Origin of the sequence: Rhizobium leucaenae USDA 9039, assembly GCF_000426285.1 — a bacterium.
GTDB lineage: Bacteria > Pseudomonadota > Alphaproteobacteria > Rhizobiales > Rhizobiaceae > Rhizobium > Rhizobium leucaenae.
The window spans coordinates 229120-243971 of sequence record NZ_AUFB01000002.1; the positions used below are offsets into that span (position 1 = coordinate 229120).

The following is a 14852-nucleotide window of genomic DNA, read 5'->3' on the forward strand; positions in this document are numbered from 1 at the left end:
TGGCGATTTTTAGGAAATGCGGAGAATTTGAGCTAATATGTCGGAAAACGAGTTAACAAGCGGTGACTTCACCGAACAGAACGAGCCCTTCGCGCTTTTCGCTGCCTGGCTGCGCGATGCTGAAGCCAACGAGCCGAACGATCCGAATGCGGTTGCCTTGGCAACGGTTGATAAGGATGGATTGCCAAATGTCCGCATGGTTCTTCTGAAGGGTTTCGATAGCCAAGGATTCGTATTCTATACAAATTTCGAGAGCCAGAAAGGCCAAGAAATACTTTCCCAAAAGAAAGCGGCGATGTGCTTCCATTGGAAGTCGCTGCGCCGGCAGGTCAGGCTCCGCGGCCTGGTCGACGTGGTGAGCGACAGGGAGGCCGACGACTATTTCAAGACGCGTGCCCGTGGCAGCCGAATCGGCGCCTGGGCATCGAAGCAGTCGCGTCCGCTCGAGGGCCGCTTCGCCCTGGAAAAGGCAGTTGCCGAATATACCGCCCGCTATGCCATCGGCGATATTCCGCGCCCTTCCTATTGGTCCGGCTTCCGCATCCGGCCGCTGTCGATCGAGTTCTGGCATGACCGCCAGTTCCGCCTGCACGACCGCGTCGAGTTCCGCCGCGACGTGCCGGAGGGCGCCTGGGAAAAGGTGCGGATGTATCCGTGACCAATTATGCCGATGCCCGGCGCCCCATCAGCCGCATGGGGATGCCGGAGGCAAGCGCCGAGGCATATCGGGCCTTCTGGTAGTGACCGTTCAACGATAGCCGCGGCAGATGGGCGAGGGCGGCGGCGCTCGCCGTTGCGATCGTCCCAGGCCGGGTCGTCACGCCAACGGAAAAACCAAGTTCCGCCGCAAGCCGGGCTTCGCGCGGAGAGACCGCATCAGCCGTGCCGTAGGGATAGGCGATGGCGAGCGGCCGGTGGCCGATGATGTCAGCAACATAATCCGCCGACAATGCCATTTCCGCTGCCGCTTCCGCTTCCGGAAGACGAGCGAGCGCCCGGTGGCTGACCGTATGGGCGCCGAGCGAAGCGAGGGGGTGACGGCTAAGTTGCGTTAATTCCTTGCGGTCCATGATGGCTGAGCGCACGAGATCGAGCGGCTCCAGACCGTTGATTCGGGCAAGTTCGTCGATCCGGCCAATGGCTTCCATCTCATCGTGGGCGTGAACATAGGCGGCAAAGCGGGCAAAAACGGCTTGCCGCTGGCCGGTTTTGTCAAGATCGAAACTCTCCATGCCCATCCCGAAATCGAACGTCAGGCGATCCAAGCGACCGAGCAGGTCGGCCAATGTTTCCCACCAGATGCTGTGCGTCCGCTCCGACAGGCCTTGGGTGACGAAGATCGTGAAGGGGACGCCGTGGCGGGCAAAGACCGGCAGCGCATAATCGAGATTGTCGCGATTGCCGTCGTCGAGTGTGAAGGCAGCAAAGGGTGGCTTGTCGCGATCACTTGCGATACGGTCCGGCAACGCATCGAGCGAGATGAAATCGTAACCGTCCCGTTTCAATCGGGCGATTGCACGATCGAGGAATTCGGGCGAAATTTCCAGATGTGCATTCGGGGCAAAGGTTCGGGGCGAGGGAGGGCGGACATGATGCAGGGTGAAGATGGCGCCGAGGCCGGCGACGTTGCGCATCACGCCGAGATTTTTCAGAATTGCGGCGGTTTCCAGCCCGCCGGAGATCACAGCGCGCTTGAGACGGATGCTGATGCCCTGTTGCATGGGGATTGACCCGGTTGACGAATGCCCATGCTTTAGCCCGTCCGCCGTTAAGTCTTGCTGAATCCGCACCATCTTTTCAATATGTTAACCGTTATTTTACCAGCAAAGGCAAAATAGGAATTCTCTCGAGGGTGTTGCCTCAATATCGCACCGAAATCAGGCTTTTGTCGCAAATTCGTACAATGGGTTGATGCGGTGTATTGGCATTTGTTTCAGTTGGGGACGAATATGAAAAAACTTTTGATGGCCCTTTCTGCGGCCGTCTTGCTGTTGAGCGCACCTGCGGCGAGCTTTGCGGGCAGCGCCTATTTCATTATGGATGCGAAATCCGGCAAGGTCCTGGCTTCGGATAATGCCGATGATCTCAACCACCCGGCATCGCTGACGAAGATGATGACGCTGTATCTGACGTTCGAAGCGATCCATCGCGGTAAGCTGGGTTGGAACACGGCGATTCCGGTTTCGCGCAACGCCGCCGGCAAGAGCCCGACGAAACTCGGCCTGAAGCCGGGCAGCACCATCACCGTTCGGGATGCCGTCAACGGCATGATCATCAAGTCCGCCAACGATGCTGCAACGGCTATGGGCGAAGCACTCGGTGGCAGCGAAAGCGGTTTCGCGCGCATCATGACCCAGAAGGCACACGAACTCGGCATGCGCCGCACCGTCTTCACCAATCCGTCGGGCTTGCCGAGCATGGAGCAGGTGACGACCGCGCGCGACATGTCGACGCTCGCCGTCGCGCTCATCAACAACTACCCTCAGGAATATCGGTTGTTTTCGCAGTCGAGCTTCAGCTATCGCGGCAGGAACATTCGTGGCCACAACAATCTGATGTATCGTTATGAAGGCATGGACGGCATCAAGACCGGCTATACCAATGCCTCCGGTTTCAACATCGTCAGCGCCGTGCGCCAAGGCAACCGCCGCGTTATCGGCGTTGTGATGGGCGGAGCGACCGCACGCGGCCGCGATGCCTTTATGGCTTCGCTTCTCAATCGTTATGTGCCGAAAGCGACCTCCGCGGGATCGTCGCGCCTCGTGGCAAGCGTTGGTGGCGCAAAGCAGGTCGAAGTCGCTTCGGCGACGGATGAGGTTGCTGTCGATATCGACGCGCAAACCACGGCGACGACGCGCAAACGTGCCGAGTTCACTCCCTCTCCAGCCCCGCTCGCCTATGCTGCCACGACAAACGTGACCGTGCCGATGGATCGCCCGATGGCGATGGATGAAATCCAAAATGCTGGCAAATCGGCGACGGGCGGTTGGCAGGTGCAGATCGCGGCCACTCCGACAGCGCAGGCCGCCAAGGACCTGCTGTCCGAAGCTCAATCCAAGGCGGGCGGCGCTCTTGCCAACGCTTCGCCCTATACCGAAGCTGTCGGCAAGGGCAGCAACACGGTCTATCGCGCCCGCTTCGTCGGTTTCGGCAGCCGCGATGACGCGAATTCCGCTTGCGCCGCGCTGAAGCGCAAAGATTTCAATTGCATGCTGCTGCCGAACAAGGGCTGAGCTGAAGTCAAGATTTGGAACGATCGAGACGGCGGGGCACAAGCTCCGCCGTCTTGCTATTTCCGACAGAATCGGTCACTTCTGTTAAGAACATACAGGGAACGATATCTATGTTGTCCGATCTGATCCAGCAGTTCGAAAAGGCTTCCGCGACCTATGCCGCCGCCAATGGATTGGAGCGCGATGCAGACTGGTTTGTGCTGAAATTGCTGGAAGAGATGGGCGAACTTACCCAAATCTGGAACAAGACGACCGGCCGGGGAAGACGCAAGGGCATGAGCGATGAGGAATTGGCGATGGCGCTGGCCGACGAGACAGCCGACGTGCTCGGCCATGTCCTTCTCTTCGCCCACCGCAACGGCCTCGATCTGGCCGCCGCCGTTGAGCGGAAATGGCGGTTCCTGCCGCAAGCGTAGGGATAAAGCCGGTCGTCGGAACTGCTACGCCTTCGTCCCGCCGACCGTTACCTGATCCATCCTCAGATGCGGCTGGCCAACGCCGACGGGGACCCATTGGCCGCCTTTGCCGCAATTGCCGATGCCGGTGTCGAGTTTCATGTCGTTGCCGATCATCGAGACGCGCTTCATCGCGTCCGGGCCGTTGCCGATCAGCATGGCGCCCTTGATCGGTGCGCCGATCTTGCCGTTTTCGATCAGGTAGGCTTCGGTGCAGCCGAAGACGAATTTACCGGAGGTGATGTCGACTTGGCCGCCACCGAAGGAGACGGCATAGATGCCCTTTTTCACCGAGGCGATGATCTCTTCCGGCGTCTTGTCGCCGCCGAGCATATAGGTGTTGGTCATGCGCGGCATCGGCGTGTGGGCATAACCCTGGCGGCGGCCGTTGCCGGTTGCCTTCATGCCCATCAGGCGGGCATTCTGCCGGTCCTGCATGTAGCCGACCAGCTTGCCGTTTTCGATCAGCACATTGTAGGCCGAGGGCGTGCCTTCGTCGTCGACCGTGATCGAACCGCGGCGATTTTCGATCGTACCGTCATCAACGACGGTCACGCCGGGAGCGGCGACCATCTGGCCCAGAAGCCCGGCGAAGGCCGAGGTCTTCTTGCGGTTGAAATCGCCCTCCAGCCCGTGGCCAACAGCTTCGTGCAGCATGACGCCCGGCCAGCCGGAGCCGAGGACGACGTCCATCGTGCCGGCCGGCGCATCGATTGCCTCGAGATTGACCAAAGCTTGGCGCAAAGCTTCGTCAGCGCCGCGGCGCCAATTTTCTTCCGTGACGAAATCGCCAAAACCGACGCGACCGCCGGTGCCGAACGAACCAGACTCCTGCCGGTCGCCATCACCAACCATCACCGAGATATTGATGCGTGTCATCGGCCTGACGTCGCGAACGCGATGACCGTCGGCACGCAGAATATCGACCACCTGCCAGCTCGCGGCAATGGAGGCCGTCACCTGACGCACCTTGCCATCCTTGTCGCGCAGGTAGCTGTCGATCTCCTGCAAGAGCTTCGCCTTGTCCTCGAAGCTAGGGCTCCCGATCGGGTTCTCGTCGCTATAAAGTACCTTATTGGTGCGCTGAGGTGCCGCTGCGTAGGAACCGGCATAGCCGCTGGTGACGGCGCGCACCGCATCGGCGGCGCGCTTCAGCGCCGCTTCGGAAAGATCGCCCGCATGCGCATAGCCCACCGCTTCGCAGGCAACCGCGCGCAGGCCGAATCCCTGCTCGGTGTTGAAGCTGCCGCCCTTCATGCGCCCATTGTCGAATGTCAGCGATTCCGCTTGGACATGCTCGACGAAAAGCTCGCCGTCGTCGGCGCCGGCAAGCGCCTCGGCGACGATGCCGCGCAGCTTGGCTTCGTCTGTATCGAACAAGGTAAGGAGATCGGTATTCATGGATCAAGTGCTCCGTTCAGAGCCGATGTAGGTTTCGGATGACGAGAGAGCAAGCCCTGTCGTTTTACGGAAGCGCGTCGTAGCCTTCGGCAAAGCCCTTGAGATCGACGGGAATGCCAATGCCTTCTTCCGGCGACTGGAAGACGATGAACGTGGCGGTGGCGCCGCTGCGCAGCGTTTTCAGCAACTCATCCTCAAGCACCACTTCGGCATAGCAGCCGTCAGAGAAGCAGCGCACGAAATAGGCCCGGCCGATATCCTTGCCGTCGACATTGAGTCCGAGCCCGTTCGGCAGCAGCACGCCGAGCGGCGCCAGCACGCGAAGGATCTTCGACTTACGATCGGCAGTCTTCAGCACAACCACTGAAAGACCCACTTCCGGCCGGTCTTCGGCGATGACGTTCTGCATCAGTGCGCATTGTTCGGTCGATGCGCCAGCCGGTTTGTCGCAGACGACGGACCACGCGCCATGGCTCGAGCGCACCGTACCCGGCGGTTGTGGAACCTGATTGGTCGGCAGCTGTTGCGTATGCGCCGGCGGCTGTTGGCCCGGCTGCTGCGCTGGCTGGGTTTGCAGTTGCTGAGCCTGCGGCGCCGGCTGTGTCTGCTGTGCCTGCTGCGCCAGAACGGGCGCTGCGGCTGCGGCAGCGATGCTGGCGCTGACAAACCAAAGCCGGGCGAGGGAACGAAAACCCATAGAAACCTCTAGATTCGAATCAGTGCCGCTATTGTTGAAGCCCACGCCGGCAAATGAAAGGCCCCGCGTGCTGAATTCCAACCGACTGCGGCGGAAATACGACCTGTATCCCATTTTGCCCCGGCAATGCGATGGACCAGCACGCAATTTTTCGTATGATGATGAAATGCTTGCCATGTTTCGGCGGCCCGGGGGAATATACTTCGCGCAAAAATGCCGCACGGACAACTGTTGTGAGTTGTTGCGGAGTGCTCCAAACTGTGGTTTGAAGCGCAATGGACTGTAGGGATACTGCGTTTGAGATTGATCTGGGATCAGACGCTGGAGGGAGAGACATCGTGATTAAGAGGGCTTACGCAGCTCTGGCGGCTATCGCCTGTCTGCTTTTTGCGACCGGCAGCTATGCCGATCAGCCAAAACCATGGGAAACCGGCCTGCAAGAGGCAGCCACCGGCAACATGCATCAAATACGCTGGTTCGAAGCATACACGCTTTGGTTTATCGTTCCCGTCACGCTGCTGGTGCTCGTCCTTTTGATCGTCGTCATGATCAAGTTCCGGGCATCGAGGAACCCGGTACCCTCCAGGACGAGCCACAATACGCTGATCGAGGTGATCTGGACCGTGGGGCCGGTTCTCGTTCTTCTGTTCCTGGCCGTTCCTTCCTTCGATCTTCTGACCGCACAGCTCACGTTCCCGCAAAATCCTGACGTTACCGTCAAGGCGACAGCGACGCAGTGGCAGTGGAACTATGAATATGAAAACAGCGGCAACACGCCACTGGCCTTCGATTCCTTCCTGCTGAAGGATCAGGACCGCGCCGCCGCCGGCAAGGAAGACAGGTCGAAATATCCGCGGCTTCTCGCCGTCGACAACGAGCTGGTGCTGCCCGTCGGCAAGGTCGTCCGTGTCCTTGTTACCGCCGCGCCGACCGATGTCATCCATTCCTTCGCGATGCCGTCCTTCGGTGTCAAGATCGACGCCGTTCCCGGTCGTTTGAACGAAACCTGGTTCAAGGCCGACAATGAGGGCCTGTATTACGGCCAGTGTTCCGAGCTCTGCGGCAAGGATCATGCATTCATGCCGATCGCCATCCGCATCGTCTCTCAGGATCAATATCAGCAGTGGCTGACCACCGCTGCCGGCGACCTGAGCAAGGCAAACAAGGCCCTGATGGCCGCCGTCGATCAGCCGGCTACCGTCAACGTCGCTGAAAACACGGCTGAGTAAGAGGGATAGGGATAATGGCTGGATCTACGGCACACGACGATCATTCGCACGCTCTTCATGACGCTCACGCGCATGACGACCATCACGCTCACAAGCCCAGTTTCGCGGACCGTTGGCTCTTCTCGACGAACCACAAGGACATCGGCACCCTCTATCTGATCTTCGCGATCTTTGCCGGCATCATCGGTTTCCTGCTGTCCGTGGCAATCCGCATGGAATTGCAGGAGCCGGGTATCCAGATCTTCAGTGGTCTGGCCTCCATGGTCTATGGCTATTCGGGCGACGCCTCCATCGATGGCGGCAAGCAGATGTACAACGTCTTCGTCACCGCCCATGCGCTGATCATGATCTTCTTCATGGTCATGCCGGCGATGATCGGCGGCTTCGCCAACTGGATGGTCCCGATCATGATCGGCGCGCCGGACATGGCTTTCCCGCGCCTGAACAACATTTCCTTCTGGCTGATCGTTCCTGCCTTCCTGCTGCTGATCCTGTCGATGTTCGTCGAAGGCCCGGCCGGCGCCTATGGCGCGGGTGGCGGCTGGACGATGTATCCGCCGCTATCGGGCCTCGTCGGCCATCCCGGACCGGCGGTCGATCTGGTGATCTTCGCGCTGCATATCGCCGGCGCTTCGTCGATCCTCGGTGCAATCAACTTCATCACCACCATCCTCAACATGCGCGCCCCGGGCATGACGCTGCACAAGATGCCGCTGTTTGCCTGGTCGGTGCTGATCACGGCCTTCCTGCTGCTCCTGTCGCTGCCGGTTCTCGCCGGTGCCATCACCATGGTGCTGACCGACCGCAACTTCGGCACGACCTTCTTCGCGCCGGAAGGCGGCGGTGACCCGATCCTTTACCAGCACCTCTTCTGGTTCTTCGGTCACCCCGAAGTCTACATCCTGATCCTGCCCGGCTTCGGCATGATCAGCCACATCATCTCGACCTTCTCCCGCAAGCCGATCTTCGGCTATCTCGGCATGGCCTACGCCATGGTCGCGATCGGCGCCGTCGGTTTCGTCGTCTGGGCCCACCACATGTACACGGTCGGCCTGTCGCTCGACACGCAGCGCTACTTCGTCTTCGCGACGATGGTTATCGCCGTCCCGACCGGCGTGAAGGTCTTCTCCTGGATTGCGACGATGTGGGGCGGCTCTATCGAGTTCCGCACGCCGATGATCTGGGCGATCGGCTTCATCTTCCTGTTCACGGTGGGCGGCGTTACCGGCGTGCAACTCGCCAATGCCGGTCTCGACCGCGTATGGCAGGACACTTACTACGTCGTTGCGCACTTCCACTACGTGCTGTCGCTCGGCGCCGTCTTCGCCATCTTCGCTGCCTGGTACTATTGGTTCCCGAAGATGACCGGCTATATGTACAGTGAAAAGATCGGCAACTGGCATTTCTGGATCACCTTCGTCGGCGTCAACATGGTGTTCTTCCCGCAGCACTTCCTCGGTCGTGCCGGCATGCCGCGCCGGTACATCGATTATCCGGACGCTTTTGCCGGCTGGAATTTCGTCTCCTCGATCGGCTCCTACGTTGCTGCCGTTGGCCTCTGCTTCTTCTTCTGGGGCGTCATCGATGCTTTCGTGAAGAAGCGCGTTGCCGGTAACAATCCCTGGGGCGAGGGGGCGACTACCCTGGAATGGCAGCTTCCTTCGCCGCCGCCATACCATCAGTGGGAAGAGCTGCCGCGCATCAAGTAGCTTATTTTCGGACGCCGTGATAAACGGCGTCCGACTTAACGGACATTGGAATGAAAGAATGACGGTCATCGACAATCACGAAGTGCTCGCGAAGAAAGGCGAAACCGGCCTGTCGGAAGCGAGTGCGCGCGATTATTTCGAGCTTTTGAAACCGCGGGTCATGTCGCTGGTCGTCTTCACCGCCTTTGCCGGCCTTGTGCTGGCGCCGGGCCACATCAACCCGGTTCTTGGCGTGATCGCCATTCTCTGTATTGCTGTCGGCGCCGGCGCGTCCGGTGCGCTGAATATGTGGTACGACGCCGATATCGACGCGGTCATGAGCCGCACGGCACGCCGTCCAATTCCCGCCGGCCGCGTTACGGCTTCCGAGGCGCTTGCCTTTGGCTTGGTTCTCTCCGGCTTCTCGGTGACGATCCTCGGTCTGGCCGTCAACTGGCTTTCGGCCGCGATCCTCGCCTTCACCATTTTCTTCTATGCTGTCATCTACACGATGTGGCTGAAGCGTTCGACGCCACAGAACATCGTCATCGGCGGCGCTGCCGGCGCTTTCCCGCCGGTCATCGGCTGGGCCTGTGTGACTGGTAGCGTGACGATCGAGAGCGTCGTGCTCTTCCTGATCATCTTCCTCTGGACGCCGGCGCATTTCTGGGCGCTGGCGCTGTTCAAGATGCGCGACTACGAAGCCGTCGGCGTACCGATGCTCCCGAATGTCGCCGGCGTGCCGACCACCAAGAACCAGATCGTCGCCTATGCCGTGTTGACGGCCATTATCGGCGTCCTACCGGCATTCGTGGGCTTTGCAAGCTTCGGCTATGGTGTTGTCGCCGCCGTGCTTGGTGCGGTCTTCATATACTGTTCCATCGCCGTCCGGCGCATGCCGGATGGCGATATCAAGATGATCCCGGCGAAGAAACTCTTCGGCTTCTCGATCTTCTATCTTTTTGCAATCTTTTCGGCATTGCTGATCGACCGGCTCGTTGCGGTGCTGATGTCGGGCGGTGCGGGAGGCTGGCTGTGATCGAACTCGTCAAGCTCACGGAAGCGCAAAAGAAATCGCGGCGAGGGCGCAACATCGCGCTCGGTCTGGTGCTCGCCGGCCTGGTGATCCTGTTCTACGCGATCACCATCATCAAGGTCGGCACCGGACACGTTTGAGGAGGCGTGATGGAGGAGGGGACAACAAAGAAGGCAAGACGTGCCGGCCGCAACAACGGCCTGGTCGTTGCCATGTGCTTGAGCTTCGTGGTCGGCATGGGCGCGATGTGCGCCGCCGCCGTGCCGCTCTATCGCATCTTCTGTGAGGTGACCGGCTTTAACGGCACGACGCAGCGCGTTGATCAGGCCTCCAGCGTCATTCTCGACAAGTCGATCAAGGTCTCCTTCGACGCCAATGTTGCTCCGGGCGTGCCCTGGGATTTCAAGCCGATGCAGAAGGAAGTCGACCCGAAGATCGGTGAAACGGTCGAGATCAAGTTCCTGGTCGAGAACAAGTCCGATCAGCCGACACGCGGGCAGGCTATTTTCAATGTCTCGCCGGTGGAAGCGGGCGCCTATTTCAACAAGGTGCAATGCTTCTGCTTCAACGAGACCGATCTGGCGCCGGGGGAAAAGCGTGAGATGCCGGTGGTTTTCTACGTCGATCCTGAGATCACCAAGGCGGAAGAAACCAAGACGATCACGGCGCTGACACTATCCTACACCTTCTATCCGCGCGACGGCGCGAAGCCCGTGGCTTCCAACGAGGACGCGGCGAAGGTGGTGGAAAAGAAACTTTGATGGAGAGTGCTTTCGGCTCAGCCGGAGGCGATATGGGAAAAGTCATTCGGGGATTGCTGACATGGCAGAGGCGCATACGAAGAAACACGATTACCACATCATCGACCCCAGCCCGTGGCCGATCACAGCGGCCTTCGGAGCCTTTGTCATCACCTTTGGCGGCGTCTGCTTCATGCGCTACCTGAACGGCGGCGCGGTGCATCTGTTCGGGATCAATTTCGCACAGCCCTGGTTGTTCTTCATCGGCCTGGCCGTGATCCTCTACGTCATGTACGGCTGGTGGTCGGATACTGTGAAGGAAGCGCATGAGGGCGCGCATACCCGCGTCGTCTCGTTGCACCTGCGCTACGGCATGATCATGTTCATCGCCTCCGAGGTGATGTTCTTCGTTGCCTGGTTCTGGGCCTATTTCGACGTCAGCCTCTTCCCGAATGAAGCGATACAGGCTTCCCGAACGGCCTTCCTCGGCGGCCAGTTCCCGCCCAAGGGCATCGAAGTCCTCAATCCCTGGCATTTGCCGATCTACAACACCATCATCCTGCTGCTCTCGGGCACGACGGTCACCTGGGCGCACCACGCGCTGCTGCACAATGACCGCAAAGGCCTGATCCAGGGCTTGGTCCTGACGGTACTGCTCGGCGCGCTGTTCTCCTGCGTGCAGGCCTATGAATATGCGCATGCGCCCTTCGAGTTTAAAAACTCGATCTATGGCGCGACCTTCTTCATGGCGACCGGTTTCCATGGTTTCCACGTGCTGATCGGAACGATCTTCCTGCTTGTCTGCCTCATCCGCTCAATTGGCGGCGACTTCACGCCGAGGCAGCATTTCGGCTTCGAAGCGGCCGCCTGGTATTGGCACTTCGTCGACGTCGTCTGGCTGTTCCTGTTCTTCTGCATCTATATCTGGGGAAGCTGGGGCGCGCCGGTCGCGGCCGGCTAAGCACGGACGTAGAAATATCAAAGGCGGGTGCTTCGGCGCCCGCCTTTTTTGATTGCGAGAGGGGCCTCTCAAATGCCCGCCGCAAGCCGCTCGAATGCCGTCGGATGCGAAACGCCCCGAACTATGAGCTGTCTTATCTCGTCGGCGCAGGCTTGCGCAGTTTTGACCGAGGTATCGACCTCGAGATCATAAATGCCGGGCTGATGTACCTGCGCCTGCCAGGCTGATATCGGCGCGGGAATCGGGGCAGCGGCGGAAACGCCGACATAGTCATTGCGCCTTTCGGCGCCTTCCGCCAAACGCCGCTGCATGATGGTCTCGATCGGGCAGCGCACTCCGACGAAAAGAACGGGCAGGCCGGCAAGTCGTCGGGCGCAATCCGCCAAAATGCCAAGCGGCTTTGAATAGGCGTCATGATGGCCGAATTCCGCAACGACATTGAGCCCAAGACGGCTGTGGGCTGCAATCGAGGCATACAGCGCCGAATAGAATGTCGAAACCAGCGGCTCCAGATCAGGCCGCTCGCCACCCGGCCGCAGACCGATCCCCGGCCGATAACGCTGGGGCGTGATATGCCGCACATAGGCGTCGACACCCAGATTCATCCATGGGCCGTCGAAACTTGCCTGAATGGCCTCGACGATGCTCGATTTGCCCGATCGCGGCGCGCCGTTCAGAATGACGATCTTACCGGCGTTGGTGGCTTGATTGTTGTCCATACTCTCTTTCTATGGCCGGGATGACGCTTTTCAAACGAACTGGAGAAGGCGGCCGCGACATCATGCTGCTGGGGAAGGTCCTTGTTTGCCTGCGGCGCGGCGGTCATCATGCATTTGGATTGGACGGATGGCTGCGTCGCGGCTACTGATGATGATAGGACGAGATCTGTACGCTCGTCGTGAATGGCAATCGATCGAGATCAAACGTTGAGCCCAGAACAGGACAGAGCTTCAGGTCACGGAATAGGCCAAAATCAAGGGGCAGACAGCGACAGCGCCCTTTTTCCACCCGTCGATCCGTTCAAGGTCGGCATTCAGGGATGCTGTCCGCGTTGCGGTCACGGCAAGCTCTTCAACGGTCTGTTGTCTCTCCAGCCGCGTTGCGCGGCCTGTGGTCTCGATTACGCCTTTGCCGATGCCGGCGATGGGCCGGCGGTCTTCGTTATCCTCATCGTCGGCTTCATCGTCATTGGCTCGGTGCTGTGGCTGCAAGTCAATTATGCGCCGCCGATCTGGGTGCATATCCTGCTGTTCGGTCCTTTGACCATCATCCTGTCGCTTCTGTCGCTCCGCTGGTGCAAGGGCATCCTGATCGCGCTGCAATACCGCAACAATGCCAGTGAAGGGCGCATTCACCGTGACTGAGACCGCCATGCCCGTTCGCCGCGCCAATCCTTTCTGGCAGATTGGCAAGGCGCTGATCCTGCTCGCGGCGCTCGTCATCCTGCTGGTTCTCGGCACCTGGCAGGTCGAACGGCTGCATTGGAAGGAGGGCTTGCTGGCAGATATTGCCGTGCGCCAGGCCGCTGCCCCCGTGCCGCTGTCGACGATCGAGACGATGGCCGCATCCGGCGGCGATATCGAATATCGCGTCGTGACCGCGACAGGTCGCTACCTCAACAACAAGGAACGGCATTTCTTCGCGACCTTCGCCGGCGCTTCCGGCTTCGATATTTATACGCCGCTGCAGCTTGCAGATGGCCGCTATCTCTTCGTCAACCGAGGCTTCGTGCCCTATGACGCCAAAGAGCCGGAAATGCGCATGCAGGGGCAGTTGACGGACGAGCAGACCGTTACGGGTCTTGCCCGCGCCAAGCTCGCCAGCCAGCCCTCCGGCATGCCAAACAATGATCTGGCGAAGAATATATTCTATTGGAAAGACCTGGATGCCATGGCTGATAGCGATGGGCTTCCGCGGGACAAGGTGCTGCCCTTCTTCGTCGATGCCGACAAGACACCCAATCCGGCGGGCTTGCCGATCGGCGGCGTCACCATCGTCGATCTGCCGAATAACCATCTGCAATATGCCGTGACCTGGTATGGCCTGGCAGTGGCGCTGGTTGCCATCGTCGCCATCTCCTGGTGGCGCAAACGTCATCCGGCCCCCGGCAATAGTTTCCCGCAATAGAACAGCTTCATTTCGATGGAATATTCGGCTAGAGCATGATCCCAAACGTGCGCGGCGGTTTTTGGATAAGATCATGCGCACTAAATTGAGTAAGCGGCAGGGCGAACCTATCTGTAGCCTTGCCATCGTCCCGGATTTCGGAAGAGACATGAACATAGCGGTTTCCAAACCTGACCTGACCATCCGGCTCTGCGGCCCGCGCGGCTTCTGCGCCGGCGTCGATCGTGCCATCCAGATCGTCGTGCTGGCGTTGAAGGCCTACGGTGCGCCGGTCTATGTCCGCCATGAGATCGTGCATAATCGCTATGTCGTCGAAGGCCTGGAGGCCAAGGGCGCCGTCTTCGTCGAGGAACTCAACGAGATCCCGGCGGAACACCGCGCCCAGCCCGTCGTCTTTTCCGCCCATGGCGTTCCGAAATCCGTCCCGGCGGATGCCGATGCGCGCAATCTTTTCTATCTCGATGCCACCTGCCCGCTGGTGTCCAAGGTGCACAAGCAGGCCATGCGGCATAACCGCCTCGGCCGCCACGTCATCCTCATCGGCCATGCCGGCCATCCGGAAGTGATCGGCACCATGGGTCAGCTTCCGGAGGGTTCCGTGTCCTTGATCGAGACGGTGGAGGATGTCGACGCCTATGAACCTGCCGACCCGGACAATCTCGGTTTCGTCACGCAGACGACGCTCTCGGTCGACGATACCGCCGGCGTCATCGCGCGACTGCAGCAGCGTTTCCCGAATCTCACTGCTCCGGCCGCCGACTCGATTTGTTACGCCACGACCAACCGCCAGGAAGTGGTGAAGGAAGCCGCTCCGGGCTGCGATCTTTTCATCGTTGTCGGCGCACCGAATTCGTCCAATTCCAAGCGTCTCGTCGAAGTGGCGCTGCGAGCTGGTGCCAAGAAATCCGTGCTTGTCCAGCGCGCCTCGGAAATCGATTGGGACGAGATCGGCGATATCAAAACCGTCGGTCTCTCCGCCGGCGCATCGGCGCCGGAGGTCATCGTCAACGAGATCATCGAGGCCTTCCGCGCCCGCTACAATGCGGTGGTGGAGCTTGCCGAAACGGTCAAGGAAACCGAGAATTTCCTCGTCAATCGCGAGCTGCGCAATATCGAACTGACAGTGGCGGACATGGCTTTCGTCAATGGAGATTGAAGGGCCACCTCGTCCTTCGAAGCCTTGCCGCTTGCGCTGCATCGCTAGGGCATCTCAGGATGAGCTGGAGAGAGTTTCGCCGCTAGACGCCAATGATCAGTCCTCATGGTGAGGAGGCCCTGCTGAGCT

General features: G+C 59.9%; 16 protein-coding genes. 12 read left to right on the forward strand and 4 right to left on the reverse strand.

The window, feature by feature from the left end; genetic code table 11:
• The first annotated feature begins 37 nt into the window (after positions 1-37).
• Positions 38-658, forward strand: a complete 621-nt coding sequence (pdxH, locus tag K290_RS0103775) for a pyridoxamine 5'-phosphate oxidase (protein ID WP_028750640.1) — start codon at positions 38-40, stop codon at positions 656-658.
• Positions 659-662: 4 nt separating this feature from the next.
• On the opposite strand, the gene K290_RS0103780 is transcribed toward pdxH, so the two are convergent.
• The gene (locus K290_RS0103780) at positions 663-1721 is read right to left on the reverse strand and encodes a polysaccharide deacetylase family protein (RefSeq protein WP_028750641.1); all 1059 of its coding nucleotides are present in this window, start codon (positions 1719-1721) and stop codon (positions 663-665) included.
• A gap of 228 nt (positions 1722-1949) precedes the next feature.
• Between K290_RS0103780 and K290_RS0103785 the strand changes: the two genes are divergently transcribed.
• Complete coding sequence (locus K290_RS0103785; protein WP_028750642.1) at positions 1950-3233, forward strand: D-alanyl-D-alanine carboxypeptidase; 1284 nt, start codon at positions 1950-1952, stop codon at positions 3231-3233.
• 110 nt (positions 3234-3343) lie between these two features.
• Positions 3344-3649, forward strand: a complete 306-nt coding sequence (locus K290_RS0103790) for a nucleoside triphosphate pyrophosphohydrolase family protein (RefSeq protein WP_028750643.1) — start codon at positions 3344-3346, stop codon at positions 3647-3649.
• A 24-nt stretch (positions 3650-3673) separates the two neighbouring features.
• On the opposite strand, the gene tldD is transcribed toward K290_RS0103790, so the two are convergent.
• Complete coding sequence (gene tldD, locus K290_RS0103795; RefSeq protein ID WP_028750644.1) at positions 3674-5089, reverse strand: metalloprotease TldD; 1416 nt, start codon at positions 5087-5089, stop codon at positions 3674-3676.
• Between the two features lie 64 nt (positions 5090-5153).
• The gene (locus K290_RS0103800) at positions 5154-5786 is read right to left on the reverse strand and encodes an invasion associated locus B family protein (protein ID WP_028750645.1); all 633 of its coding nucleotides are present in this window, start codon (positions 5784-5786) and stop codon (positions 5154-5156) included.
• Between the two features lie 338 nt (positions 5787-6124).
• Here K290_RS0103800 and coxB point away from each other — a divergent pair, with 338 nt between their 5' ends.
• The 6 genes from coxB (at position 6125) to K290_RS0103830 (ending at position 11440) form a co-directional block, all read left to right on the forward strand.
• Complete coding sequence (gene coxB, locus K290_RS0103805; protein ID WP_028750646.1) at positions 6125-7015, forward strand: cytochrome c oxidase subunit II; 891 nt, start codon at positions 6125-6127, stop codon at positions 7013-7015.
• A 14-nt stretch (positions 7016-7029) separates the two neighbouring features.
• A complete protein-coding gene (ctaD, locus tag K290_RS0103810) occupies positions 7030-8724 on the forward strand; it encodes a cytochrome c oxidase subunit I (RefSeq protein WP_028750647.1) in 1695 nt (564 codons plus the stop codon).
• A 58-nt stretch (positions 8725-8782) separates the two neighbouring features.
• Positions 8783-9742 (forward strand): heme o synthase, encoded by a 960-nt coding sequence (locus tag K290_RS0103815; RefSeq protein ID WP_028750648.1) that lies wholly within the window; start codon positions 8783-8785, stop codon positions 9740-9742.
• Positions 9739-9879: a hypothetical protein gene (locus K290_RS37825; RefSeq protein ID WP_034488087.1), complete on the forward strand. Its 141-nt coding sequence runs from the start codon at positions 9739-9741 to the stop codon at positions 9877-9879. The genes K290_RS0103815 and K290_RS37825 overlap by 4 nt, the downstream gene beginning before the upstream one ends.
• 9 nt (positions 9880-9888) lie before the next feature.
• The gene (locus tag K290_RS0103825; protein WP_028750650.1) at positions 9889-10500 is read left to right on the forward strand and encodes a cytochrome c oxidase assembly protein; all 612 of its coding nucleotides are present in this window, start codon (positions 9889-9891) and stop codon (positions 10498-10500) included.
• A 61-nt stretch (positions 10501-10561) separates the two neighbouring features.
• Positions 10562-11440, forward strand: coding sequence for a cytochrome c oxidase subunit 3 (locus K290_RS0103830; protein ID WP_028750651.1), 879 nt, complete (start codon positions 10562-10564; stop codon positions 11438-11440).
• Positions 11441-11508: 68 nt separating this feature from the next.
• Here K290_RS0103830 and K290_RS0103835 read toward each other — a convergent pair whose 3' ends face one another.
• Complete coding sequence (locus K290_RS0103835; protein WP_028750652.1) at positions 11509-12159, reverse strand: chloramphenicol phosphotransferase CPT family protein; 651 nt, start codon at positions 12157-12159, stop codon at positions 11509-11511.
• Positions 12160-12366: 207 nt separating this feature from the next.
• Here K290_RS0103835 and K290_RS0103845 point away from each other — a divergent pair, with 207 nt between their 5' ends.
• From K290_RS0103845 to ispH, 3 genes are all read left to right on the forward strand, one after another.
• Complete coding sequence (locus K290_RS0103845; RefSeq protein WP_051263943.1) at positions 12367-12804, forward strand: DUF983 domain-containing protein; 438 nt, start codon at positions 12367-12369, stop codon at positions 12802-12804.
• 7 nt (positions 12805-12811) lie between these two features.
• Positions 12812-13567 carry an SURF1 family protein gene (locus K290_RS0103850; protein ID WP_037134884.1) on the forward strand — a complete coding sequence of 252 codons (756 nt, stop codon included), beginning with the start codon at positions 12812-12814 and terminating at the stop codon, positions 13565-13567.
• A 148-nt stretch (positions 13568-13715) separates the two neighbouring features.
• Positions 13716-14723, forward strand: coding sequence for a 4-hydroxy-3-methylbut-2-enyl diphosphate reductase (ispH, locus tag K290_RS0103855; protein ID WP_028750654.1), 1008 nt, complete (start codon positions 13716-13718; stop codon positions 14721-14723).
• The last annotated feature ends 129 nt before the right edge of the window (positions 14724-14852 follow it).